Source organism: Stenotrophomonas sp. 8(2023) (genome assembly GCF_030345295.1).
Classification (GTDB): domain Bacteria; phylum Pseudomonadota; class Gammaproteobacteria; order Xanthomonadales; family Xanthomonadaceae; genus Stenotrophomonas; species Stenotrophomonas muris.
Window position 1 is genome coordinate 3603306 of record NZ_CP128404.1, and the last position, 24965, is coordinate 3628270.

17 protein-coding genes are annotated in these 24965 nt (G+C 65.4%); 2 read left to right on the forward strand and 15 right to left on the reverse strand.

The features are described 5' to 3' along the window. Window positions 1-119: 119 nt before the first annotated feature. Genes QP609_RS16765 through QP609_RS16785 form a run of 5 tightly spaced genes read right to left on the reverse strand, consistent with a single transcriptional unit; the run spans window position 120 to window position 5237 of the window. Entirely contained in the window at window positions 120-2090 is a 1971-nt protein-coding gene (locus tag QP609_RS16765) for a type IV pilus secretin PilQ family protein (protein ID WP_142235229.1), read from the reverse strand. A gap of 21 nt (window positions 2091-2111) precedes the next feature. Beyond that, window positions 2112-2645: a pilus assembly protein PilP gene (locus QP609_RS16770; RefSeq protein WP_005418914.1), complete on the reverse strand. Its 534-nt coding sequence runs from the start codon at window positions 2643-2645 to the stop codon at window positions 2112-2114. Beyond that, the gene (pilO, locus tag QP609_RS16775) at window positions 2645-3301 is read right to left on the reverse strand and encodes a type 4a pilus biogenesis protein PilO (RefSeq protein ID WP_005418916.1); all 657 of its coding nucleotides are present in this window, start codon (window positions 3299-3301) and stop codon (window positions 2645-2647) included. The genes QP609_RS16770 and pilO overlap by 1 nt, the downstream gene beginning before the upstream one ends. Continuing rightward, window positions 3298-4179 carry a PilN domain-containing protein gene (locus tag QP609_RS16780; protein WP_014648259.1) on the reverse strand — a complete coding sequence of 294 codons (882 nt, stop codon included), beginning with the start codon at window positions 4177-4179 and terminating at the stop codon, window positions 3298-3300. The genes pilO and QP609_RS16780 overlap by 4 nt, the downstream gene beginning before the upstream one ends. Further along, window positions 4179-5237, reverse strand: a complete 1059-nt coding sequence (locus QP609_RS16785; RefSeq protein ID WP_046432299.1) for a pilus assembly protein PilM — start codon at window positions 5235-5237, stop codon at window positions 4179-4181. The genes QP609_RS16780 and QP609_RS16785 overlap by 1 nt, the downstream gene beginning before the upstream one ends. Before the next feature lie 219 nt (window positions 5238-5456). On the opposite strand from QP609_RS16785, the gene QP609_RS16790 reads away from it, so the two are divergent. Together QP609_RS16790 and QP609_RS16795 are read left to right on the forward strand one after the other, a co-directional pair. Further along, a complete protein-coding gene (locus tag QP609_RS16790) occupies window positions 5457-7880 on the forward strand; it encodes a penicillin-binding protein 1A (protein WP_014648261.1) in 2424 nt (807 codons plus the stop codon). A gap of 212 nt (window positions 7881-8092) precedes the next feature. Then, window positions 8093-8737, forward strand: a complete 645-nt coding sequence (locus QP609_RS16795; protein WP_014648262.1) for a hypothetical protein — start codon at window positions 8093-8095, stop codon at window positions 8735-8737. Between the two features lie 599 nt (window positions 8738-9336). Here the strand turns inward: QP609_RS16795 and QP609_RS16800 are convergent. The 10 genes from QP609_RS16800 to QP609_RS16845 form a co-directional block, all read right to left on the reverse strand. Further along, window positions 9337-10083: a membrane protein gene (locus QP609_RS16800; protein WP_014648263.1), complete on the reverse strand. Its 747-nt coding sequence runs from the start codon at window positions 10081-10083 to the stop codon at window positions 9337-9339. 69 nt (window positions 10084-10152) lie between these two features. Further along, window positions 10153-14808: an ESPR-type extended signal peptide-containing protein gene (locus tag QP609_RS16805; RefSeq protein WP_197621444.1), complete on the reverse strand. Its 4656-nt coding sequence runs from the start codon at window positions 14806-14808 to the stop codon at window positions 10153-10155. A 62-nt stretch (window positions 14809-14870) separates the two neighbouring features. Beyond that, a complete protein-coding gene (locus QP609_RS16810; RefSeq protein WP_197621445.1) occupies window positions 14871-15578 on the reverse strand; it encodes a pilus assembly protein in 708 nt (235 codons plus the stop codon). A 17-nt stretch (window positions 15579-15595) separates the two neighbouring features. Continuing rightward, window positions 15596-16735: a CfaE/CblD family pilus tip adhesin gene (locus QP609_RS20915; RefSeq protein WP_197621446.1), complete on the reverse strand. Its 1140-nt coding sequence runs from the start codon at window positions 16733-16735 to the stop codon at window positions 15596-15598. Next, window positions 16732-19461, reverse strand: a complete 2730-nt coding sequence (locus tag QP609_RS16820; RefSeq protein ID WP_197621447.1) for a TcfC E-set like domain-containing protein — start codon at window positions 19459-19461, stop codon at window positions 16732-16734. Before QP609_RS16820 ends, QP609_RS20915 begins: the two co-directional genes overlap by 4 nt. A gap of 60 nt (window positions 19462-19521) precedes the next feature. After that, window positions 19522-20019: a CS1 type fimbrial major subunit gene (locus QP609_RS16825; protein ID WP_046432313.1), complete on the reverse strand. Its 498-nt coding sequence runs from the start codon at window positions 20017-20019 to the stop codon at window positions 19522-19524. Window positions 20020-20468: 449 nt separating this feature from the next. Then, on the reverse strand, window positions 20469-21533 hold the full coding sequence (locus QP609_RS16830) for a membrane protein (protein WP_046432315.1): 1065 nt from the start codon (window positions 21531-21533) through the stop codon (window positions 20469-20471). 414 nt (window positions 21534-21947) lie between these two features. Continuing rightward, window positions 21948-23225 carry a citrate synthase gene (locus QP609_RS16835; RefSeq protein WP_014648268.1) on the reverse strand — a complete coding sequence of 426 codons (1278 nt, stop codon included), beginning with the start codon at window positions 23223-23225 and terminating at the stop codon, window positions 21948-21950. Between the two features lie 296 nt (window positions 23226-23521). Further along, on the reverse strand, window positions 23522-23764 hold the full coding sequence (locus QP609_RS16840) for a type B 50S ribosomal protein L31 (protein WP_010484049.1): 243 nt from the start codon (window positions 23762-23764) through the stop codon (window positions 23522-23524). Between the two features lie 88 nt (window positions 23765-23852). After that, window positions 23853-24791, reverse strand: a complete 939-nt coding sequence (locus QP609_RS16845) for a nucleoside hydrolase (protein WP_134809236.1) — start codon at window positions 24789-24791, stop codon at window positions 23853-23855. Between the last annotated feature and the right edge of the window lie 174 nt (window positions 24792-24965).

Below are 24965 nucleotides of genomic sequence, written 5' to 3' on the forward strand. Positions count from 1 at the left end.
ATCAAGAACCGCTGAACAGCCGTCCACGCTGGGCATGGATCTGCTTCGTGCATGCCGCCAGCCCAAACGAAGAAGGGCCGCACGGGGCGGCCCTTCTTCGAAGACTCCGGTGCGACGGCTCAGTTCTGCTTGGCCACGCGCAGCACCTTCGGGGTGACGAACACCAGCAGCTCGGCCTTGTCCTTGTTGCGACCGCGCTTCTTGAACAGGTTGCCCAGGAACGGCACGTCGCCCAGGAACGGCACCTTGCTGATGCTGTTGCGATCGGTGAACTCGTAGACGCCACCGATCACCACGGTCTGCCCATCCTCGACCAGCACCGCGGTGTTGACTTCGCGTCGGTTGATCGACGGCACGGTGCCGTAGCCCTCCAGCTGGATCAGCTGGTCGACTTCGTCCTTCTTCACCTGCATGTTGAGGAACACGCGGTTGTCGTTGGTGATGGTCGGGGTGACCTTCAGCTCCAGCACCACTTCCTTGAACTGGACGTTCGGGGTCGCCACGCCGCCAGCGGTACCACCGCTGATGGTGACGTAGCCGATTTCCTTGCCTTGCTTGATCATCGCTTCGCGCTGGTTGGTGGTGACCACGCGCGGGTTGGAGATCACCTCGCCTCGCGACTCCTCCTGCATGGCCGACAGCTCCACGTCCAGCAGGTAACCCGCATTGAGGATGGACAGTGCCAGCGAACCCGGGTTGCTGGCGGCGGCCACCGGCAGGTTCCAGTTCAGGCCACGGGTGATCGCCGAGCCGGACTTCACCGGCGGCGGGCCGACCCGGCCACCGGCTACCCAGTCACGCTCGGCCTTGGCATTGGCCAGGTCGGTCGCAACCTGCGACTCACGGGTCTTCGCATTGGCATCCAGGCTACCGCTGAAGTACACGTTGTCGCGGCTGCCGCTGACACCGAACTTCGCGCCCAGCTCGCGGGCGAAGGTGTCGGTAGCGATGACGATGCGGCTTTCGATCAGCACCTGGTCGACCGGGCGGTCGATCACGTTGATCAGCTCGCGCATGCGCGCGATCTTCTTCGGGATGTCGCTGATCATCAGCGTGTTGGTGCGCTCGTCGGCCACGATGCGGCCGCGCGAGGACAGGAAGCCACTGTCTTCCTGCGAAGAACTGCCCGAACCACCACCACTGCCACCACCGCCGCTGCCACCGATGCCCTTGGCCTCGGTCAGCGCCTTGAAGATCTGCGTGGCGCTGTGGTAGTTGATCTGGATGTAGTCGGTCTGCAGGTCTTCGCGGTTCTCGATGGCGATGCGCGCGTCTTCCTTCTCCTGCTCGAACTTGGCCAGTTCGGCCTGCGGCGCCACCCAGATCACGCTGCCGTCACGACGCTTGTCCAGGCCCTTGGCGCGCAGGACGATGTCCAGCGCCTGGTCCCACGGCACATTGACCAGGCGCAGGGTCACGTTGCCCTGCACCGAGTCGGACGCCACCACGTTCAGGTTGGACTCCTCGGCGATCAACTGCAGCACGGTGCGCACCGGCACGTCCTGGAAGTTGAAGGTCACCGGCTTGCCGGTGAAGCCGCGCTGGCCGACGGCCTTGGCCGCCTGGGTGACGCTGCCGGCGGTGACCGCACCCACGGCGGCCTGGGCCTGGCGCGGGCTGATCTCGACCACGTATTCGTTGCCGCTCTGGTAGGCCAGCGACTCCACCGCCCCACCGGTGCTCAGCACCAGCTGGGTGCCGGCGCCCGACGGCTTGGCGTCGATGCGCTGTACCGGCGTGGCGAAGTCGGTGACGTTCATCGGCTTCTGCAGGTTGGCCGGCAGCCGGGCATTGCCGACGTCGACCACGACGCTGTTGCCCTGCGTGCGCAGGTCAGGGATCGCGCCCTGCCCGTCGAACTGCACGATCAGGCGCCCGGCGCCGTCATCGCCACGCTTGAAATCGATCTTGGCCACCGACAGGCCCGCCGGCGCGGCGGCCGGTGCCACGGTGGCGCCCACCGGCTTTTCCGCCGGTGCGGCAGCCAGCGCCGGAGCGCAGGCCAGCATCAGCGCGACTCCCAGCGCGCTGACACGGTTCAAGGTAGAGCGCCGGATGGGACGCAGCCCCTTGGCTTGGTGAAAGGTCATCGTGCTATCCCCAGTAAACGATCATTGATCTTCAAGCGAGAGCGTTGCCGGCCGTTCCAGCCAGCCACCCGCGCCATCCGGCACCAGTTCGATCAGCTCCACGCGGTCTTCGAAGACCGCCGTGACCCGCCCGTCGCTCTGCCCCAGGTAACCGCCCGGGCGAACCCGGTAGGTGACCTTGTCCGGCCCCATCACCAGCGCCACGGTACCTGCGCCGGTACCGATGGTGCCGACCATGTCCAGCGCATCCAGCGGGAAGCCTTCCAACGGCTCCTTGCGCCGGTTCGGGTCCGGTCGCAATCCGCCATTCCCCTGCTGCGGATTGGTCCAGGCATCGGTGAACGGATCGCGCATGCCCTGCGCGGAGTATTCAAAGGTCTCGAACTGCTGCATCACCGGCAGCGGCTCCAGCGGTTGCGCCGGTCGCGCGCGCTCGCCTTCCACCCACTTCTCAAGGTTCGGTGCGTCACCGGGCGTGCTGGTCACGCCACGGCCGCAACCAGCCAGCAGCAGCACAGCCAGCACCATCGCACCACGTACGGTCTGCGCGCGCATCACTTCTTGCCCTCCTTGCCAGCGTCGGCCGCCTGCTGCGCCTGCACCTCGGTCTCGTCCAGGTAGCGGTAGGTCTTGACCGTACCGGACAGTTCCAGTGCACCGCTGCGGACGTTGCCGCCGGTCTTTTCCTTGGGCTTGAGGTTGATGTCGTGCATGGTCAGGATCACCACCCGCGGCAGCGAGGCCACGCCGCTGACGAACGCGCCGAACTGGTGGTAACTGCCCACCATGCGCAGCTTGATCGGCTTCTCGGCGTAGAACTCCTTGATCTGCTCCTGCTCCGGCTCGAACAGCTCGTTGGTCAGGCCGCTGGACAGCGCGGTCTGCGAGATGTCGATGATCAGGTCGGGCATTTCGGTCTTGCTCGGCAGCTGCCGCAGCATCTGCTGCAGCACCTGCTCCATCTGCGCCAGCTGCTGCTTCAGCGGCCCCAGGTTCACCGCGCGTTCCTGCTGCTTGGTGAACTCGGTGCGCAGCTCGACTTCCTTCGATTCCAGGCCGGCCAGTTCTTCGCGCTTGCCGCTGATCAGCAGCATCCACGCCACGAACATGATGACCAGCGCCAGCAACGAGCAGAAGACGATCTTGGCCTTCTGCGGCCAGTTGCCGATGTCGTTGAAATCCAGGTTCTTGATGTCGATCTTCTGGCTCATGCGCGGTCCCCCTGCAGCAGCGCATTGAAGGCCTGCGGCGGCTGCGCCAGGCGGCTGCCCTCAGGCTTCGGGGCAGGTGCCGGGGCCGGCGCGGCGGCCGGAGCGGCCGGTTGGTTCGGCTTGGCCGGCGTGGCCGGTGCAGTGGCCGGTGCGGCGGGAGCTGCTGCCGGCTGGCCCGCCGCCGGCGCCGCAGGCGTTGCGGCATCCGGACCTGCGGCCAACGGAGCCACCGGTGCCGGCGCAGCCGTCGCCACCGAGCCATCGGCGTTCAGGCCCGGCGTCGCCGACACCTCTTCGCTCTGTGCCGGCAGTTTCACCTTGACCACGAACACGTAGGGCAGCGCCTTGATGTCGGCCAGCGGGCCGGCCTTGCCGTCCTTGTCCTTCTCCGGGTCACGCGCTTCGATGATCGACAGCTCCGGGTTGGTCATCCAGCCGGAGGTCTCCAGGTTGCGCATGTAGGCCGAAACGCGGGCGTTGGACTGGGTGCGGCCTTCCAGCGTCAGTACATCCCCTTCCTGCTTCAGCGCGGTCAGCACCACGCCGTCGGGGATGGTGCGCACCAGCGCGTCGAACAGGTGGACCATCTGCGAGCGCTTGGCCTGCAGCTCCTCGATCACCTTCTTGCGCGCCAACAGGCGTTCCTTCTGCGCGTCGAGGCGGTCGATCTCCTTGTTCTGTTCCTTGACCTTCTCGATCTCGGCTTCCAGATAAGCATTGCGGTCCATCTGGCCGCTCACCTGACGGTCGTAGTAGAACCAGATCATCAGCGACAGCAGCAGGCCACCGACGGCGGCCATGCCCAGCATTGCGTAGAACTCGCGCTGGCGTTGCTTGCGCCGCTCGGCGCGCCAGGGCAATAGATTGATGCGTGCCATCAGTCAAAGCTCCTCAGCGCCAGACCGGTCGCGATCATCAGCGCGGGGGCATCCTGGGCCAACGCATGCGCGTTCACCTTCGGCCCCAGGGTCATCTGCGCCAGCGGGTTGGCGACCACGGTCGGCACGCCCAGCTGTTCCTCGACCATCTCCGGCAGGCCACCGAGCACGGCGCAGCCGCCGGCCAGCACGATGTGATCGACGCGGTTGAATTCGCTGCCTGCGTAGAAGAACTGCAGCAGGCGGCTGATCTGCTGGACCGTGGCTTCCTTGAACGGCTCCAGCACTTCCATCTCGTAGCTTTCCGGCAGGCCGCCCTGGCGCTTGGCCAGCCCGGCTTCCTCGTAGCTCAGCCCGTAGCGGCGCATGATCTCGTCGGTCAGCTGCTTGCCACCGAACACCTGCTCGCGGCTGTAGAGGCTGCGGCCGCCGCGCAGGACATTGAGGGTGGTCATGGTGGCGCCGATATCGACCAGCGCGACCACGCCGTCGATGGATACCGGCAGCTCGCTGGCGACCAGGGCGTAGGCGTTCTCGACCGCGAAGGCCTCCACGTCCATCACCTTGGCCTGCAGGCCACCGAGTTCCAGCGCGGACTGGCGCAGCTCGACATTCTCCGAACGCGACGCGGCCAGCAGCACCTGGACCATCTCCGGGTTGTTCGGGATCGACCCGATCACCTCGAAGTCCAGGTTCACTTCCTCGATCGGATACGGAATGTAGTTGACCGCTTCCAGCTCGATCTGGGCTTCCATGTCGTTTTCGTCGAGATCGGCCGGCATCGGGATCACCTTGGTGATCACTGCCGACCCCGCGACGGCGGCAGCGGCCACTTTGGCCTTGCTGCCTGAACGGTTCATCGCCCGACGGATGGCCTCACCCACGGCCTCCACTTCAACGATGTTCTTCTCCACCACCGCATTGGGCGGCAGAGGTTCCACAGCGTAATGTTCCACGCGGAAACGATTGCCGCTGCGGGACAGCTGCAAAAGCTTTACCGCAGTCGAACTGATGTCGACGCCTACGAGCGGCGACTGACTTTTTGGGATGAGCCCCACGGTTTCTCCCCTGCCGACGGGCACTTGGACGCAAGACCTGCGCCCAAGCATTAATAACGTATTCTTAGCAAATGGCAACGGCCCTGCTGTGAATTCCTTCACGGATTCACCATGCAGCCCCTGACTGTTCCCCTTGCGCTCCCCGGTGCCGACCCCAGCCGGCACCTTGCGTAATCTATACTCTGCGACCACGAAATTCGCAATCGGAATCTGAACCCGATGACTCGACTCCGCCGCTGGCTGCGCTGGATCTTCCTGATTGTCCTGGTCCTGGCGCTGATCGGCGCGGCCGCCGTGGGCGGTCTGTACTACGCCGTTTCCTCCAAGCTTCCCGACGTGCAGACCCTGCGCGACGTGGAAATGCAGGAGCCGATGTACGTCTATGCTGCCGATGGCAAGCTGATGGCGGTGTTCGGCGAGACCCGGCGGACCCCGATCACCATGAAGGACGTGCCGGAGAAGCTGAAGCAGGCCTTCCTGGCGACCGAGGACGCCCGCTTCTACGAGCACGGCGGCGTGGACTACATGGGCATCGGCCGGGCGGTCTGGCTGCTGGCCACCACCAGCGACAAGCGCGTGCCGGGTGGCTCCACCATCACCCAGCAGGTGGCCCGCCAGTTCTTCCTCAGCTCCGAGTACAGCTACACCCGCAAGCTGGCCGAGATCCTGCTGGCGCGCAAGATCGAGTCCGAGCTGAGCAAGGACGAGATCTTCGAGCTGTACCTGAACAAGAGTTTCTTCGGCAACCGCGCCTACGGCGTGGCCGCTGCCGCCGAGTTCTATTACGGCAAGAAGCTGAACGAGCTGGACCTGGACGAGATGGCCTCGCTGGCCGGCATCCCCAAGTTCCCCTCGTCGGGCAACCCGATCTCCAACCCGGAACGTGCCCGCCAGCGCCGCGACAACTACGTGCTGCAGCGCATGGCCGACCTGAAGTTCGTCAGCCAGGCCGAGGCCGACGCGGCCAAGGCCGTGCCGATGCACGCCACCGCGCATGAGCCGCCGGTGCAGGTCGATGCCCCGTACGTGGCCGAGCTGGTGCGCCAGGAGATGATCGCCCGCTTCGGCGGTGACGTGGTCAACAAGGGCTATCACGTCACCACTACCATCGACTCCACCCTGCAGACCGCCGCGAACCAGTCGGTGCGCGACGGCCTGCTGCTGTACGACCACCGCCACGGCTGGCACGGCGTGGAGAAGCAGGTGCAGGTGGGTGCCGGCGAAGACGCCGCCGCCCTGGCCGAGCACCTGCGCGGCATGTACGGCCAGGCCGGCCTGCTGCCGGCGATCGTCGCCAGCACCGGCGCCGACGGCAGCGCCACCGTGGTTCTGGCCAACCGCAGCGAGATCGTGCTGCCGGCCGGCGCCGCCAAGTGGACCAACAAGACCCCGGGCAAGCTGGTGCAGCGCGGTGACATCGTGCGCGTGCGCGCCGGGGCCAAGGAGGGCGAGTGGCTGCTGGACCAGATCCCGCGCGGCCAGTCCGCGCTGGTCTCGCTGGATGCCCACAGCGGCGCGCTGAAGGCGCTGGTGGGTGGCTTCAGCTTCTCCGGCAACAAGTTCAACCGCGCCACCCAGGCCCGCCGCCAGCCGGGTTCGAGCTTCAAGCCATTCGTCTACGCAGCCGCCTTCGACAAGGGCTACAACCCGGCCTCGATCGTGCTCGACGCCCCGGTCGTGTTCCGCGACCGCCGCGGCAAGACCTGGGCCCCGCAGAACGACGGCGGCGGCTTCCGCGGCCCGATGCGTCTGCGCGAAGCGCTGGTGCAGTCACGCAACCTGGTGTCGGTGCGCCTGCTCGATGGCATGGGCGTGGACTACGCACGCAAGTACATCAGCGAGTTTGGCTTTGCCGAATCGGAGCTGCCGCCGAACCTGTCGATGTCGCTGGGCACCGCCTCGCTGACCCCGCTGTCGGTGGCGCGCGGCTACGCCGTGTTCGCCAACGGCGGCTCGCGCGTGGACACCTGGCTGATCGACCAGGTCAATGACCGCGACGGCAACCTGGTGTTCAAGGAAAACCCGGCGCTGGCCTGCCGCGACTGCGCCGGCAGCAGTGACCAGCCGGTCAACCAGGTGGTGGACGGCTTCAACTTCGGCGCTCCGGCCCCGAAGGTGGACCCGGCCGCCGCAGCCAAGGCCGAAGCCAAGGTCGAAACCCCGGCGGCACCGGCCAACCCGGATGCCCGCACAGCCCCGCGCGCGATCGACGCCCGCACCGCCTACCAGCTGGTATCGATGATGCGCGACGTGGTCCAGCGCGGTACCGGCGTCCAGGCCAAGGTGCTCGGCCGCGAGGACGTGGGCGGCAAGACCGGCTCCACCAACGACCACCGCGACGCCTGGTTCTCCGGCTTCGGTGGCCCGTACGTGACCACCGTGTGGGTGGGCCGCGACGACTTCCGTTCGCTGGGTTACCGCGAATACGGTGGCAAGGCCGCCCTGCCGATCTGGATCGACTACATGCGCACCGCGCTGAAGGACACCCCGATCGCGCAGAACGACCCGCCCAGCGGCATGGTCCAGGCCACCCTCAACGGCGCGACCGAGTGGGTGAAGGTGGAAGACATGGACCGCCTGACCGACTACGACCTGAACCTCAATACGCCGCAGGCCGACGCCGCCGCGTTCGATATCTTCTGAGGAAGGTTCTGGTGGGTGCCAACCATGGGTTGGCACCGATGCGGCTGTAGAGCCGAGCCCATGCTCGGCTCCGGGCGCCTGCGGTAGAGCAGCCGAGCATGGGCTCGGCTCTACAGGATCAACGACACCCGCTTGCTCGCCTCCATGAAATACCCACGCGGATGTCACATCCTTGCGCTAGTCTGTAGCCAGGTCGCAACAGGAGTCATCGCATGCATCGCGCCCGTCAGCATGCTGCCAGCCAGACCCGCGAGCGGCGCCATCGCCTCGCCCACGAAGCCGCCCGCCTGATGGCCGAAGGCGGCATCCGCGACTACCACCAGGCCAAGTTGAAGGCCGCCAGCCGGCTCGGCATCCACGACGATGCCTCCCTGCCCCGCAACACCGAGATCGAAGACGCCCTGCGCGAGTACCAGCGGCTGTTCTCCGGCCCCCAGCACGGCAACGAACTGCAGCGCCGCCGCGAAGCCGCGTTGCGTGCGCTGGAGTTCCTGCACGGCTTCGCACCGCGCCTGGCCGGCCCGGTGCTGGAGGGCACCGCCGATGCCAACAGCCCCGTACAGCTGCACCTGCACAGTGACGACCCGGAAGCCGTGCACCGCTTCCTGGACGAGCACGGCATTCCCGCCGAGTCGCGGACGCGCCGACTGCGGATGGACCGCGAACGGAGCCTGGACGTGCCGGTGTGGGTGTTCAGCGCCGAAGAGCTGACCTTCGACCTGGCCGTGCTGCCGTATGACGCCCTGCGCCAGGCGCCCTTGTCGCCGGTGGACGAGAAGCCGATGCGACGCGCGTCTGTCGCACAGTTGCGGCAGCTGCTGGCCGAGGCGGAGATCACCGCGTACATCGGGGGGTGACGGTTGCGCCGGCCTTGAATGGTTCCGACCTTGGGTGGTTCCGGCCTTGGTGGGTGCGGACCGTTGGCCCGCACCGTGCATCAGGCGTGCGGACACCTGGCCCAAGAGCAGCCGAGCATGGCTCGGCTCTACAGAAGGCGCGCTGCCTGCTTCCTTCTTCTGGTGGGTGCGGACCGTTGGTCCGCACTGTGCATCAGGCATCCGGACACCTGGCCCAAGAGCAGCCGAGCATGGCTCGGCTCTACAGAAGGCGCGTTGCCTGCTTCCTTCTTCTGGTAGGTGCGGACCGTTGGTCCGCACGATGCATCAGGCATCCGGACACCTGCCCCAAGAGCAGCCGAGCATGGCTCGGCTCTACAGAAGGCGCGTTGCCTGCTTCCTTCTTCTGGTAGGTGCGGACCGTTGGTCCGCACTGTGCTTCAGGCATCCGGACACCTGGCCCAAGAGCAGCCGAGCATGGCTCGGCTCTACAGAAGGCGCGCTGCCTGCTTCCTTCTTCTGGTGGGTGCGGACCGTTGGTCCGCACGATGCATCAGGCATCCGGACACCTGGCCCAAGAGCAGCCGAGCATGGCTCGGCCCTACAGAAGGCGCGCTGACCTACCAGACATCATGGTGCTGCTCCTCCGGCTCATCGCCAAGCAGGCGCATCAGCCACGGTGCTCCCACCCGCTGCGGGTACGCCATCATCATCCGCGCGTGCATGTTCTGCAGATCGCCCAGCAACCAAGTCTGGTTGTAGACATCGCCGAACGGGTCCGACCACGCCGTCTGTATCCGCGCGCGCTCACCGCCGTTGAGGTTGGGCATCCTGTCCAACGGCACCTCCAGCACCGGCTCCAGCCCCCGGTTGATGGCCGCGTTCTCCGCCTCCGCCGCACGCATGAGCTCCAGCCGGTGGCTCACCTGCCAGCATGGGAAGGGGAAGCAGCTGCCCGTGGCTTCGATGTACGCCGCCATGTCGGCCAGCATGTGGGCTTTCAGCTGCCACACCCTCTCACTGTCCAGCAGTTGTCGCACCCGCAGTGTGCGCAGCGTTCCCGCGCGGACGTCTTCCGGCGTGGTGAACGGCTCGCCCGGTGTCGGGCCACCATGCCGCACCAGCACGATGCGGTGGATCGCTTCCTGGGTGATGTTCTCCACGCGCAGCGCGGCGGCCTCCGGATGCACGCGCGGTGGCGGCACGCTCGCCACCCGCCAGTGGTACCAGAGCACCAGCACCATGCCCACCAGGCACAACAAGGTGAACTGCACCCAGCGATCCAGATTGCGGGTGTAGTAGTAAAAACGCGCCCGCCACAGATAGAACGTGCGGTAGCTGATGAATCGGCTTACCCATCGATACATTGCCATCTCCTCGGCAAGGACCCCGGCGCGGCGGGGTTCATTACGCGCACCACGCCGGGGCTGCACGGCTTACCAGCCGATGCCCACGCCGACGCCCATGCTGCGCTCACCGCTGTTGGTGAACGCACCATTGAGGCTGAAGGTGGCCGAACCCTTCTCGTTCAGCACGCGCTGGTAGCCCACCGCCATCGCCGACTCACCCTCGCTGTAACCCACGCCCGCACCCAGGCGGTTGTAGGTGGCCAGGCCGGCGGTATTCATCGCCATCGCACTCTGTGCGCTGCTCATTGCCGCCATGCGGTTGAAGCGCTTGTCCATCTTGTCCAGGCGGCGTTCGAAGGTGCTGATCGCACCATCGGTGTACTCGTTGGCACGAGCCAGCATCTTCTCCAGCTCGGCGGTATCGACCTGCGGCTTGGGCGTGTCGTCCTGCTTCTGCTTCGGCTGCGGCGTCGGCTTGTCACTTTCACCGGTTGAGGCGATCTGCGGCGAGCCGCTGGTTTCCGGTGTCGGCGCGATCTCTTCGGTGGACGGCGAAGGTGTGGATGCCGCCGCCATGACGCGGACCTGCGGCTGATCGTCGATGCGCTGCTCCAGCCCATCCATGCGGCCGTTGATCTGCTGCTGCATCGAATGCAGCTGGCCACCATTGACCGCATCGCGGCTGCCGGCCGCGATCAGGCCGTTGGCTACGTTGGAGATGACCATGCCGTTGGCACCGGCCAGGGTGAGCTGGTGGGTACCGTCTGCGCGCACCGAAGGGGTTTCCTGGAACACCGAGCGGAGCTGGGATTCGACCTGGTTCACCCGCGAGGTGGTGCTGACGACTGCGCCGTCGAGCGCTTCCAATGCACCATTGAGCGTGGATTGGGACTGACCCTGCACATTGAAACTGGGACCGACGATGTTGCCGTTGGCATCGACTTCGCCGCCGAGGGCGGACAGTGCGCCGCGCAGCTGGCCGACGGTGGCAGCGTTGTGGTTGGCGGTGCCGTTGGCGATGTTTACGAGACGGCGCGTCATCTCACCATTACCGAACGATGCAACTCCTACCTCGGTCGCATACGAGCCGAACCCAAGCGCCATCGAACCGTCGGCACCATTCCGAACCCTCGCACCGATGCCGAGAGCGATCCCACCAACTGCGGTTCCACCATCATACGTTCCGACTTCCGCGCCCGTCCCAATGGCAATGCTGAAATCGGAACCATTGAAGACGGTCGATCCCCGCCCAAGTGCCACCGAGTTCACCCCCAACGCAAGAGAGCGTGACCCAATCGCAGTTCCTCCTTCGGTGCCCGCCTTTGCAAGGATGCCAAGCGCGACCCCGGCTCGGCCGGCCTCCGCGCGGCCAGTCGTGGGACCTGTACCCACACTGAGAAACTGACCAGCATCTTCCAGTGCATCGAGTCGACCATTGGTCTCATAGAGCTGACTTCCGCGCACAACATCCGAGCTATCAGTCGACAGCTTCGCCTCGGCCACGCCAGTCAAACGCGCACCGCCGTAGTCGATGACGCTCGCATCCAATCCACGCATGGCCTGCTCGCCCATCTCCCGCTCCTTGCGCATCGCCTCCAGATCGTTCCGATTCTGCGAGATCTTCTGCTCTGCGGCGTACAACTGACTGCCGGTTACAGCATCGCGGCTTCCTGGCGCCACTCGGCCGTCAGTCAGGTTGGTCAGCACCGTGCCATTCACGCCGTTCAGCGCGATCTGGTTCATGCCGTCGGCGCGGGTCGAAGGTGAGTCCTGGAAGATCAAGCTGAGCTGGCCTTCCACCTTGTCCGCGCGACGACCTGCGGTGACGACAGCGCCATCGAGTGCCATCAGCGCGTCCTCAACGGTGCTCTGAGTTCCACCCTGTACCGTGTAGGTCGGGGCGATGATGTTGCCGTTGGCATCCATGCCTGCACCACCACCGAGAGTGGCGAGGGAATCCTTGAGCTGAGAGACAGTGGTGACGTTGTGGTCGTCGGTGCCCCGAGCAACGTTGGTGAGCCGGCGCTTAACCTCGTCACTGCCAAACGAGGCGGTATGGGCCTCATCGGCTACAGATGAGGCTCCGAGAGCCAATGCACTAATGGCACCCTTCTGAACAATGCTATTCGCCCCGATCGAGACACCACCAGCCTCCTGCACCGAAGCGAGAACGCCAAGAGCGAACCCATTGTCAGCTAGCTCATCCACGCGAGCAGCCCTGCCCAAAGCAACAGAATTCTTGCCACGAGCAGAAGAGAAGCCACCTACGGCGACAGCACCCTCACTTGAAACTGATGCCTCGGCGGAATCACCAATAGCAACGGCGATCAAGCCTGCTCGCGCCGCACCTTCAGGCCCACCCTTCCCGCTCGAAAAATAGCGCGAACTCTCAGCAATTTCCTCAATTCGTCTAACAGCTTCATCTGCGGTGTTCCTCGCTCCTTGCGCAGACTGCTCAACCGCATGCAGCTGCCCGCCATTGACTGCATCGGCACTACCAACGTCCAGCAGACCATCCGCCACACCAGTGATCTTCCGGTTGGCATTGGCGCTGTTACGCACATTCAGGGTCGTACCGCTGTTTTTCTCTCCGAAACGAACATCGCCAGAGGCGGAGACCTGCGCCACCAGCCCGCCCAGAACCGCTGTTTCGGCCAGCGCCTTGGCCGCATCCGCTTTTGCCAGGGTCGCGTCCGCAGCCGCAGAGGTGGCCATGCCTTCCACAGCCACCACCTTCTCATTGGTGGCATTGAGCTGCCTGCCGTTGACGGCTTCGTAGCTGCTGGCGCTGACCACGCCATCGGCCACGCCGGTCAGCTTACGGTTCGCATTCGCGCTGTTGCGCACATCCAGTACGGTGCCGCTGTTCTTTTCACCCAGGCGGACAGCCTCCGTGGCCGAAACCTGCCCGACCAGCCCACCCAGTACGGCGGCTTCAGCCAAGGCCTTGGTGGCATCAACTTGTGCGGCATTGGCAGTGGCCTGCGCGCCATTCGCGGAATTCTGTGCAGTCGTTACCCGGCCGTTGGTTTCATTCAACTGCTTGCCCGTAATGGCCTCGGTACTACTGGCGCTGACAGCGCCATCCGCAAGGTTGACGATCTTGCGCTTGATACTGGAGCTGCCGACCGAGACCTGATTGATGCCGGTGGTCTGCGAGCCGTTGCCCAGAGCGACACTTCCCGTATGTGATGCCAGGGCGCGGTCGCCCAACGCTATGGCACTTTCGGCACCCGCCTTTGCAAGATTTCCAAGCGCCGTCGAATACAAACCCGATGCGGCGGCCTCCCGGCCAACGGCGACGGCCTGATTGCCGCTCGCATCTGCCTTGTAACCCAGCGCGGCGGCATGGGTTGCCGCGGCCGTTGCATCATTGCCCACGGCCACGGCGCGGTCGCCCACTGCCGAAGCACGCAGACCTGCCGCCACCGCGCCGTTGCCACTACGCGTTGCAGCACCGAGAGCGACTGCACCCGTGGCAGCGCTCTTGTCACCGTTGGCGTCGACGCTGGCGCGAGCATCTGCACCAACTGCGATGCTGTTGGTGTTGTAGGCCTTCGCCGAGCGCCCCATCGCTACACTGGCGGTGCTTCCGCTCCCCTCCGCCTCTGCCGCCAGCCCGATGGCCGGGGCGGATGCGTTCAGACGCGCGGTTGCCGCGTCCGCGACGCGCTGTGCATCTGCCACCTTGGTGTTGGTGGCATTCAACTGCTTGCCTGACACAGCCTCCGTGCTGGTCGTGCTCAGCGTGGCATCCGCCACGCCCGTGATCCTGCGATTGGCGCTGGCGCTGTTGCGGACGTCCAGCACAGTTCCGCTGTTACTTGCACCTAGGCGAACGTTCCCCGAGGCAGACGTCTGGCTCAGGAGGCCGGAAAGCACATTGGCTTTCGACAAGGCATTGTCCGCATTGGACTTCGCCGTATCGGCAACAGTCCTGGCCGTCCTGGCGGTCGAGTAAGCCGAATCCGCAGTGCTTCGCGCCGAGGCTACATTCTGATTGGTTTCATACAGCTGACCACCGGTGACCGCGTCCGAACTGCCGTAGGAAATGTTACCTGATGCGACATTCACGATCCTTCGTTTAATGCTGCTACTTCCCACCGAGACTGTGTTGCTTCCGTTGGCTACCGAGTTGGCACCAATGGCTACCGCATTCGACGAGGTTGCCGAGGCCCCGCTTCCAATGGCGACAGCATTCTCAGCGCGAGCCGTTGAGCTGTTTCCCAAAGCGGTTGCGCCAATGTAATCGGCAAAGGCCTTGGCCCCAATGGCGACATTGTGGCCTCCATTGCTGCCGGTACGCGACGTGTAACCGATCGCCACGCTGTCAACGTCGGAGGAAGTAGAGTGGTATCCAAAAGCGACACTGTTCCGCTTCTCGATCCGTGCGCCTTGACCGAAGGCGAATGAGTAGCTTCCGTAGATCCTGGACCCCGCACCGATCGCCATCGAGTTCGTCACATCCAAACCCATGTCGGCATAGCCTGTCGACATGCGCGGATCCCATACACCCATGAATGGAATGCAGTGCCGGATGTTCCCGTTGTCACCCGAACAACCGACATCGAGACCCGCATTCGCGCTGCCCACCGCACCGGCCAGTGCGGTGAAGACAACCAGTGCGGTCCCGCGACGATGAATCAAGGTGCTTCGTGGCTTTCCACGCGCTGCTACCAGCTCGCCCACGACCACCCAACACTGCTTTGCATTGCTCCAGATACGACGATAGATATGATTCATGCTCTCTTCCTTAACAGGACATCGAAAATGAGGCCCCGCGAACAGCGCGGGGCCAGGAACGTTCAGGCGCTCGGCGCCAGGGTCGTTGTGTGCTCGCGGTAGCCGTCCTTGGACAGGCGGTAATGCAGCTGCACGGTGTTGCCCGGCTGAGGCTGGAACGGCAGCTTCAGCTCCGCATCCGGGTACAGGCTCTTGGCAAAGTCGTGGGTCGTGCAGGCACCACTGCCGGTGCACTCGGCCAGCCCTGTGATGCCCACCCGCAAGGTCCCCACGTTGCGCAGGGTGTCGCCCTGCAGTTGCAGATCCACGCTGCCATTGGCGGGCAGCACGTTCACCAGCGCACCCCAGACCAGGCTGACGCCGACGTTGGCCTGTGCCGCCTGCTCGTCACCCTCGAGCAGGGTCCCGTCTGGTCCCCTGACACCCTCGAAGTAGACGCGGTAGGCCACTTCCTTCTCCACGCTGCGTAGCGGAATCACCCGGATCAGGCGATTGCCTCCGCCACTGAGTGCGAACTTCCCAGGGGTGATGGCGACCGCGGCATCGGCCGCCTCCATGTCCACCTCTTCCTCGCCAGCCTGGGCGGGATTCGAGATGCGCAACAGGCGTGCCTGCACGTACTGCGGCTGGGTGGAGTGCGAGTAGACGCGGATCTGCGTACCGCGCTTGCCATCGACGGCCGCGCGCATTGGATGGATGGAGAGGTTGGCATGTACCGGCGGCGCCAGCAGCGCGCTCAACGGCAGCAGACAGAACAACAGCTTCTTCATGATGAGGCTCCGTGGGATCAGGGTTTGGCGGTCGGCACGCGCAGCTCTACCGTCAGCTCGCCGTCGTAGAGACCGGGCCGCTTGCTGGCGATGGGCGTAGGCGGCGTTTCCAGCACCAGCGGCGTGGGCACGCAGTACACGGGTTGATTGATGCCCGGCAGCATCACCAGGCGCAGCTGCGCGCTGTCGATACCGCGCAGCAGCTGTTCCTCGCCGTGTTTCATGGCCAGCAGGTTTCCGCCGTACTTCAGGCCGACCTGGTAGTCCAGGCGCTGGGTGTCATCGCTGCCGCCGTCCCCGTGCCAGACTGCGAAGTCCCGTCCGGGCGGGGGCCGTGGACCGCTGTCGCGCACGGTGACGCCGAGGAACTCGCTCTGCGAGCCCACGCCGTCGTACAGGCACATGTCCACTTCCTTGTAGCCGCCGACCATCTTGCGGATGGGGTCGTAGCGCAGGTCCATGTTGACCAGCGGTGCGATGCCGTCGAAGCCCGGGAAGTAGATCGAGATCGCGTCGTAGTCGGTGACGGTGAAGTCGAAGTTGACGATGTACTTAGCCAGATGCCTTCCCGGTGGCATTCTCAGATTGAGTTCGAGACTGCCCCTCCAGCGACCGGCAACCAAGCGGGCAATGCTGTCCCCAGCGATCGCAATGGTCAGCCCGGTACCGACTGCATAGTCACTGCCGCAAGGTCTTGAATGCGATGACCAGATCGCATACCTGGTATCCCGAAAGTAATCGAGTGAGCATATCTGGGTGGAATCAGCCCTATAGATTGAAGCAGCGAAGTTGATCGTGCTTGGACTTCCCGTGCGCTCTTCTATCGCCCGTACCGGTATCACACTGGTTACATCGCCACTTTCTGCCTCTGTATCTTCGGTACGACACATTCCAGATGTGGGGTCACTGGCTGACTCGCACGTCAGGTAGAGCTTTCCGTACTGCTTACTCAGATCTATGTCGTACGCGATCAAAGTCTTGGGCGCCAGAATCTCGATGTCACCGGGCATCGCCGAGCGATCCCATCCCATGTTGATGTCACGGATAATCACACCGGCCGGCGGATCCGTATCAGGTGGACGTTGCGCCCACGCCCGTGGCATCACCAGAACCGGCGCACACACCAGCATCAACACACACATCCAACGCCGGCTCATGGCGTACCTCCTGCAGCAGCGGTCTGGGGCGTGGCGGCAATCAACGCGCGTTCCTGCAGCAGGCGGGTCACGCGGGCCTGCTGGCGGATCTCGGGGGGCAGCTGGGCCACGGCCAGCGGCTCGCAGTGCACGGCGCCGACCAGCAGCACCACTTGGCGGCGCTCGCGCACCTGCAGCGGGCAGTGCAGCAGGCGGTCGTCCTGCAGCAGGTACAGCGTTGTTTCGCGACGCGGGAAATCGGCAACGAAGCTGCCGTTGGCGCTGGTGCCGGGCACCGGCGCGTTGAGGATGCGGGCGCCGCCCAGCGGCGACCCCGCAAGGTCCTTGGCATTGCCAATGAAGGTGTAGGTCACTTCGATCGGCACGGGCATGCGCATCAGCTTGCCGGGGGTGAGGAACATCGGCCGTGCACCGCCCACGCCGGTCACGCGGATCGCGGCGATGCTGTCCAGCGTGCTGGCGTCCTGCACTTCGGCGCGCTGCGACTGATAGGCCTGCAGCGGCAGCAGCCGGCGCTCGCCGATCTGCAGACGCTGTCGGCGCAGCCCGCCCACCTGCAATTCCGCGGCCACGCCATGCAGGTCGGCATCGTCGAAACCGTCCACCTGCACGGCCAGGCCGGCCTCGGCGCCGTTGGCACCGCTCCAGTAGAAACCACGACGGCCCAGTGCGAAGCCCGAGCTGTGGCTGCCGCTGTAGCCGGTCTCGCCACGCCCCCGCTGCTGATAGTGCGCGATGCTGGCGGTTGTGTTGCCGGTGCCGTTCTGCAGCTGGCCACTCAGCGATGCGCTGTAGCGATCGTTGTTGTTGGCGCGCAGTTCGGCGTTCAGCTCCCGATAGTGCGTGTCCCGGTCCTGGCGCAGGCTCTGGCCCACGCTGTAGTCGATGGCCGGGCGCTGATGCTGCGGCTGGCGCACGTCCACCGCATAGCGGCGCTGACCACTGCTGTCATGGCTGCGCTGCAGGCGGGTCAGGCTGAGGTTGAAGTAGATGCCACGGTCACGCTCGTTGCTGCCGCGCACGCTGTCGGTGCTGCGCTGCTGCCATAGCCCCACGCGCGTGGACACGCTGAAGTCCTGCCAGCGATGGCTGCGGCTGAAGCTGGCCTGCCAGGTCCGGCTGAGCACGGGCTCGCGGCGCGGCTCCAGCGGACCGGGCGGCAGCAAGGGATCCAGCCCGAACAACGGGTCCTGCTCGAATTCAGGCCGATGCCAGCCGGTGCGCCAGGTCTGGCGCCGGGTGTAGCCCACGTAGACGTTGCCGCCGGCCAGCGGCAGCGATACCGAGCCGCTGAGTGAGTTGGTGCAGCCCAGCTGGTCGCGTGCATCGGCCTCGAACTGGCAGGCCTTGCCGCGCATGCGCTGCTGGTAAAGATTCCACGACGCCTTGCGCCGGTATGACAGCTGGTGCTGCTGACCATTGCTGCCATCGCTTCCACGCATGCCGCTGAGCGAGGCGCGCATTTCCTGGGTGGCCAGCACGCGGCGCAGGTCCAGGCGCAGCTCGCCGTAGCTGTGGCCGCCGAGGTTGGCGGCACCCGCGGTAAGTGCGGCATCGCGGCCCAGCGGCACGCGCACGCCGGCCATTGCCACGCTTTCTCCATCGAAACGGTCGCTACGGCGCTCGTTGCGACGGCCACCCTGCACGAACCACTGCCACTGGCTGTTGGTCCAGTCGCCGCCTTTGTCGAACGGCGCCTCCTCGGTGCGCACCAGCACACCGTCCTCGTAGATGCGCATGCGCACCAGGTAGTTGCCGAAGGGGAAATTGCGGGTGTCGATCTGGTTGATGCCGGCCTGCAGGTAGAAGGTCTGCAGCAGGCGCTCGCCGTCGAAGACATCGACGCGGGCATCGCGCGCCAGCAGCACGGTCAGCGGCGTCGCCTGCACGGCGGCGTCGGTGTCCACGTAGGCCTGGGTGGTGCCCACGCGCGCGCCCTGGAAACGGTCCAGCGGCAGCATGCTGAAACTGAAGGTGCCGCCCTGCGGGCTGGACAGGTTGCGGCGGTCCATGCGCCCGGCCTGCAGGTAATGCGCCTGGCCCAGGTCATGGCGGTAATAGACGTTGTCGAACTGGAAGTCGTCGTTGCTGCCACGGCTGCGGTAGCGCTGCTGGGTGTAGTACCAGTCGGCGGACAGGTGGCCGCGATCAAACAGGCCCAGCGTGCCCACGCCGCGCGCGGACAGTGCCTGATAATCGCGACCACCGCTCACATTAAGCGTCTGCTGGTGCAGGAAGGCGTTCTCGGCGTTGGCCGTGACCGTGTGGTAACGCTCCGCTGCCGGCTCGCCGGGAATCCACTGACGCGCCACGAACAGGCGCACCGCGCCCTCGCCTTCGTCGTACAGCGCGCGCGCCGCGGTGGGCTCTTCGGGCGGGTCCAGATAGCCGCACCCCGCCGTGGCGCCACCAAAACGGCAGGCCAGGTGGCTGTTGCGCGGCAACGGTTGCGACAGCGCCGGTAGCAACGCAGCCTGTGCTTCGGCAGGCAGGGCCAGCGCCTGCAGCACGCGCGCGGGGTCTTCCAGCTGCACGTGTTCCAGGGTCACGCGTACCGGCGACAGCCCGGCCGAGCGGCCGAACAGCTGGATGTCGAGTTGTTCGGTCTGGCCTTCGACCAGATCCTCGAAGCCGGCGGGGACGCCGTGGGCCGCTACCGAGGGAGCAGCCAGTGCCAGGGCGAGCGCGACCGCCAGCCGGGTAACGGCGGGGGCGTGTGGGGTCATGGGGGGTACCGCTGGAGTAGCGGCCGGCCCGGGGTGCGGGCCGGCGCGGGAAGCCGTGGATCAGGGCTTCTGGTTCATGACGATGTAGACCATGCCTTCATAGCGGCCGTTGACCGTAAGCGGGCCGCCTGCACCCGCCTGGGCGATGGTCAGGGGCATCGAGATGGAGGCACCCGGCGTCGAGCTGGCGCCGTTGAACAGGTCAGCCGCCTTGAACTCGGTGACCGCAGTGGTCAGCGCGTCGGTATTCAGGCTGACGGCCAGCGGCACGCGCGTGGCGCCATTGAGCAGCACCGGATCATGGCCGAGGCGCACCTCGATGTCCGCGGTTTCGTCATTGGAATGGATGCGCACCTGCTGCGTCGACGGCAGCAGGCCACGCAGCGGATCGTGGGTCAGCTGCACGGTGTCCGGCAGCGGGGTGCCATCGTCGCGCAGCAGCGCCAGGGTCGGGTCGACGTCGGCGTAGACGGTGATCTTGGTTTCCAGCGCGTGCGCGGACAGCGAAGCAGTAGCCAGCGCTGCAGCGAGCGCGGCCTTCTTGATAATGGCGTGCATGGTTGTCTCTCTCGGACAAGGGGGAATTTGAAAGCTCCCCTCCCCAAGGAGAAAAGGGAGGGAAGCGCCGCCCGCGGGGATGGGTGCGGGCGACGGAGAGAATGTTAGAAATCCATTGCCATGCAGGCCATTCAAGCATTCCTAAATCGTTGAACGTTAAGGAGAATTTTTGAAGGTGTTCAATGTTTGAGGGTTATGCAATTTTCCTCATCGGCTCAATGCAACAAACCTCATTGCTTTGCCTTTGTAGAGTCGAGCATTGCTCGACTCTATAGTGGGGCATCCACGCCTGCGGGATGGCATCAGGCCGCCATTCGGCGGCCTGATGACACGGCGCGGTGGTGCGCGATCAGAAGAAGATCGCGTACAGGATCAGCAGCGGAATCGGCACGCCCAGCAACCAAAGCAGAATCATCTTCATGGCAGGTCTCCTTGCATGGAAGGGTGGATTACAGGTCGCGGCGGCGGCCGCCCCAGGTGGCGCTGAGGCTGGCGAAGAACGCGCCGATCAGCAGGGTGATGAAGAGCCACAATGCGGCGTAGGCGGTCGCCTTCCGCGCATCGTCGGCAGCCTGCTTGGCGGTATTCCTGGCCTTCTCCAGCGCTGCACGCATGCGCGTCTGCACATCGGTCACGCGGGCCTGCGCTTCAGCCGGGCTCATCCCGGTATCGCGCGCGATCAGCTGTGACAGATACTGGGTATCGGCCGGATCCAGGCCTTCCCCCTGCAGGCTGTTGACGATGATGCGGTTCACTTCGGCACGCACTTCGCGGCGATCGCCGATCGGACCGTTGCCCGGCGCCGGTCGCGGCGGCGGGGCCATGCGCGCGTCGCGCGGACCGGCGCCCGCTGCCGGCGGTGGCGCGGCATCCGGGTCCATCGGTGCGCCCGGCGGCGGCGCTGCGGGATCGGCCGGCCCTGCGTGGGTCGTGCTGCGGAACAGCGCATCCACCCAATAGTCGAGGTCGCCTTCCGGTGCAGCCGCCACAGCGCCGCTGGCACCGGCTGCAGCCACGCCGACGGTGGACGCAGCGGCACCGGCAGTGGCGCCGGCCACCTTTGCGCCCGCACCCAGCACGCCACCGATGGCCGACGTCAGCAGGCCCGCGGTCAGCAGCGTGGCCACCGCCCACGACACGAAGCCGTGCGCGGTGTCGCGGAAGTAGGTTTCGTCGCCGTGGATCTGCGTCCACTTGGTGCGCAGGCGACCCGCCAGATAGCCCCCCAGGCCGGAAGCGGCCAGCGCGGTGAAGGTGAGCCAGGCGATGCTGGACCAGCCGAAGGTTTCCTTGCTGACGCCTTCGAACGACCAGGGCGACACCGACGACAACCCCAGGCCCACGCCGAGGATCAGCAGGATGAGAGAGAGCGCAGCGGCGGCGGCGGCGCCAGCGAAGATGGCTCCCCACGACACCGCGCTTTCGCTGGCGGGCGGAACGATGGGGGCAGTGACGACAGCGGCGACGTCAGCGCCGAGCGGGCCGCGCTCGGGTGGGTCGAATCGGGTACTCATCGGGATGGACGCTCCATTTCAGGTGCTGCGGATGCAGCTGGCGTCCTGAGGCTGCGCGAGCGCTTGTGAAGCTGGTGAGACCCCTGAATCACGCGGTCTTGGCGCGTTGAAGAGCGTGCCAACCAAGGTTGGCACCTACCAAGGCGGGAACGCGGTAACTCCATGCCACGCGTGGATGGGGAGCGTGCCAACCAAGGTTGGCACCTACCAAAGGCGGGGACGCGGTAAATCCATGCCACGCGTGGATGGGGGAGCGTGCCAACCAAGGTTGGGAACAAGTGGATCCACGCCATGCGTGGATGGTTTTCCGCGAATGTCGAAAGCGTGCCAACCCAAGTTGGCACCCACCAGGGCGGCGGAAAAAAAAACGCCCCGCGCATGCGGGGCGTTCTCGGCACAACCTACGCGGGGCGATCAGCCCTGGTAGTCGCGCACATCGCTGCCGGTGTAGACCTGGCGCGGACGGCCGATCTTCATTTCCGGATCGACCTGCTGTTCCAGCCAATGCGAGACCCAGCCGGAGGTACGGCCCAGGGCGAACATGACGGTGAACATTTCGGTCGGGATCTGCAGCGCCTTGTAGATGATGCCGCTGTAGAAATCGACGTTCGGGTACAGCTTGCGCGCGACGAAGTACTCGTCCTGCAGCGCGGCCTGTTCCAGCTTCACGGCCACGTCCAGCAGCGGATCCTGCACGCCCAGCTGCTTGAGCACCTTGCTGGTCATCTCGCCGATGACCTTGGCGCGCGGGTCGAAGTTCTTGTAGACGCGGTGGCCGAAGCCCATCAGGCGGAAGCCGGAGGTCTTGTCCTTGGCCTTGACCACGGCGGACTCGACGTTGTCGGCGCTGCCGATCTCTTCCAGCATCTTCAGCACGGCTTCGTTGGCACCGCCGTGGGCCGGACCCCACAGCGCGGTGACGCCAGCGGCGACCGACGCGTACGGGTTGGCACCGGTCGAACCGACCAGGCGCACGGTCGAGGTCGAGGCGTTCTGCTCGTGGTCGGCGTGCAGGATGAACAGCAGGTCCAGCGCCTTGACCACATCCGGGTTCAGATCGTACTGGCCGTCAGCCGACTCGAAGGTCTGCTTCAGGAAGCGGCTGACGTAGTCCAGCGACGTGTCCGGCTTGTTGGCCGGCAGGCCCTTGCCATGGCGGTAGATCAGCGCCGACAGGGTCGGCACCTTGGCGATCAGGCGCACGGCGGCCTGGCGGCGCTGTTCGGCGTCGGACAGGTCCAGCGCGTCGTGGTAGATGGCCGACAGCTGCGCGATCGCAGCAGCCAGGATGGCCATCGGGTGGGCGTCCTTGGCGAAGCTGCCGATCAGGGTGTTGATCGAGTCGTCGACATTGGCTTCGGCAGTCAGCTCATCGGTGAAGGCCTTCAGCTGCTCGGCGCTCGGGCGCTCGCCGTTGATCAGCAGGTAGGCCACTTCGACGTAGCTCGACTTTTCCGACAGCTGCTCGATCGGGTAGCCGCGATACAGCAGCACGCCCTTGTCGCCGTCGATGTAAGTGATGGCGGACTTGCAGCTGGCCGTCGCGGTGAAGCCGGAATCGTAGGTGAAAAACCCCGTTTCCTTGGTCAGCTTCGCGATGTCGACGCAGTCGTTGCCGAGGGTGGGTTTGATGACGGGCAGAACGACGGACTTATCGCCGGCGTTGAGCGTGACCTGATCAAGATCGGACACTGTGTGCGCTCCTTCATGGGAAGGCGCCTGCCCAAGCGCATTGGTCAGGCACGTGAATGACGTCCTCGGCCTGTGCCGGGGATCATGCCATTATCGCACAGCAGCATTTGCCAGGCGCTAGACAGAAGTCGTAGACGGCAGGCGGCCAGAACCCGGCCAGCAAGCGGCCCGGATCGGCAAAAGCGTTGTCACACGAACGCAGTGTTCTGTCCATCCAAACGCCCGTTGGGTAGGCGTTGGGGAAAAACAAACGGCCGCGCAGAGCGCGGCCGTCGGTTCGAAGCTGGATCGACAGATCAGCGCGCGTAGCGCTTCTGGAACTTGTCGATACGGCCCGAGGTGTCGATGACCTTGTGCTTGCCCGTGTAGAACGGGTGCGAAGCCGAGGAAATTTCAACCTTCACCAGCGGGTAGTCGTTGCCGTCTTCCCACTTGATGGTTTCCTTCGTCGCCATGGTCGAGCGGGTCAGGATCTTGAAATCGGAGGTGACGTCATGGAAGACGACGTCGCGGTAGTTCGGATGGATATCGGCCTTCATGGGCTCACACCGTAAATGGGCTGGTGGTCAAGAGCGGCATTATAAGCACCGGTTGCCGCCCGGGGCAACCGGTGCCGGTCAATCGGCTTCAGTTCGCGCCCAGGGCCTGGCGTACCAGGGTCTCGAAACGCTGCTGGTCGTAGGCCATCAGCAGATCGCAGTTGTCCGGCTGGCCGGTCTGGCGGTTCCAGTCGACGATGGTGGCGCCGCGGCTGAACGTGCCATTCAGCTCCACGTTCAGCGGACGCGACTCGACCCGCAGCTGCCCTTCCGGGTTCAGTGCCCAGGCCATGGCAACCGCGTCGGCGGTGTACCAGCGGCCGCCCTTGCTGTCTTCGGACAGGCCCCGGGTCTTGCGCGAAATCAGCTCGTAGAAGCGGGCGCGATCGGAATCGGCCTGCAGCCATTTCTCGGCTTCTTCCAGCGGCAGGCCGTGGGCGACGGTGGCCTCCCAGTCCGACACCAGCAGGTGCTTGAACGAGGTGAACACCACATGCGCCGCTTCCGGATCGAAGGCGATGTTGAATTCGGCCGCCGGGGTGATGTTGCCGTGGCAGGTGACCGCGCCGCCCATCACCACGATGCGCTTGATGCGCTGGGGCAGGGTCGGGTCCAGCTTCAGTGCCAGCGCGAGGTTGGTCAGCGGGCCAAGCATCACCAGCATCAGTTCGCCGGCATGCGCGTGCGACAGGCGCAGGATGGCCAGCGCAGCATGCTCGGCTTCGGCCTGGCGGCTCGGCGGCGGCAGGTCCACGTCGCCATAGCCATCACGGCCATGCACGTGGGCAGCGTCTACGGAAGGATGCAGCAGCGGATCCGGGCTGCCGGCAAACACCGGCACGTCGGTGCGGCCGACGATGTCGCAGAGCTTGAGGGCGTTGCGGACGGTGTACTGCAGGCCGACATTGCCGGCGGCGATGGTCAGGGCGACCACGTCATGCCGTTCATCGGCAAAGGCCATCAGCAGGGCCAGGGCGTCGTCCACACCGGGGTCGGTGTCGATCAACAGGGGGATCTTGTGGGTCATCGTTGCCGTCTTCAGATCGGCAACGAAGTGTGGACCGGGATGATGACCGTTGCAAGTATGGGGGGCGGCAGGGCTGCGACCTGCACCCGCGGTAGTGCCGGCCGCTGGCCGACAACTTCAACAGCAACGCCGAAAACGGGTTTCCCGCGGATGGCAGGGAAGAGCTCTCTGTAG

Excerpts from the sequence above, each read along its gene's own strand:
- QP609_RS16765 (WP_142235229.1), bottom strand. The coding sequence starts at position 2,090 with ATGACCTTTCACCAAGCCAAGGGGCTGCGTCCCATCCGGCGCTCTACC.
- QP609_RS16770 (WP_005418914.1), bottom strand. The coding sequence starts at position 2,645 with ATGCGCGCGCAGACCGTACGTGGTGCGATGGTGCTGGCTGTGCTGCTG.
- pilO (WP_005418916.1), bottom strand. The coding sequence starts at position 3,301 with ATGAGCCAGAAGATCGACATCAAGAACCTGGATTTCAACGACATCGGC.
- QP609_RS16780 (WP_014648259.1), bottom strand. The coding sequence starts at position 4,179 with ATGGCACGCATCAATCTATTGCCCTGGCGCGCCGAGCGGCGCAAGCAA.
- QP609_RS16790 (WP_014648261.1), top strand. The coding sequence starts at position 5,457 with ATGACTCGACTCCGCCGCTGGCTGCGCTGGATCTTCCTGATTGTCCTG.
- QP609_RS16795 (WP_014648262.1), top strand. The coding sequence starts at position 8,093 with ATGCATCGCGCCCGTCAGCATGCTGCCAGCCAGACCCGCGAGCGGCGC.
- QP609_RS16800 (WP_014648263.1), bottom strand. The coding sequence starts at position 10,083 with ATGTATCGATGGGTAAGCCGATTCATCAGCTACCGCACGTTCTATCTG.
- QP609_RS16805 (WP_197621444.1), bottom strand. The coding sequence starts at position 14,808 with ATGAATCATATCTATCGTCGTATCTGGAGCAATGCAAAGCAGTGTTGG.
- QP609_RS16810 (WP_197621445.1), bottom strand. The coding sequence starts at position 15,578 with ATGAAGAAGCTGTTGTTCTGTCTGCTGCCGTTGAGCGCGCTGCTGGCG.
- QP609_RS20915 (WP_197621446.1), bottom strand. The coding sequence starts at position 16,735 with ATGAGCCGGCGTTGGATGTGTGTGTTGATGCTGGTGTGTGCGCCGGTT.
- QP609_RS16820 (WP_197621447.1), bottom strand. The coding sequence starts at position 19,461 with ATGACCCCACACGCCCCCGCCGTTACCCGGCTGGCGGTCGCGCTCGCC.
- QP609_RS16825 (WP_046432313.1), bottom strand. The coding sequence starts at position 20,019 with ATGCACGCCATTATCAAGAAGGCCGCGCTCGCTGCAGCGCTGGCTACT.
- QP609_RS16830 (WP_046432315.1), bottom strand. The coding sequence starts at position 21,533 with ATGAGTACCCGATTCGACCCACCCGAGCGCGGCCCGCTCGGCGCTGAC.
- QP609_RS16840 (WP_010484049.1), bottom strand. The coding sequence starts at position 23,764 with ATGAAGGCCGATATCCATCCGAACTACCGCGACGTCGTCTTCCATGAC.
- QP609_RS16845 (WP_134809236.1), bottom strand. The coding sequence starts at position 24,791 with ATGACCCACAAGATCCCCCTGTTGATCGACACCGACCCCGGTGTGGAC.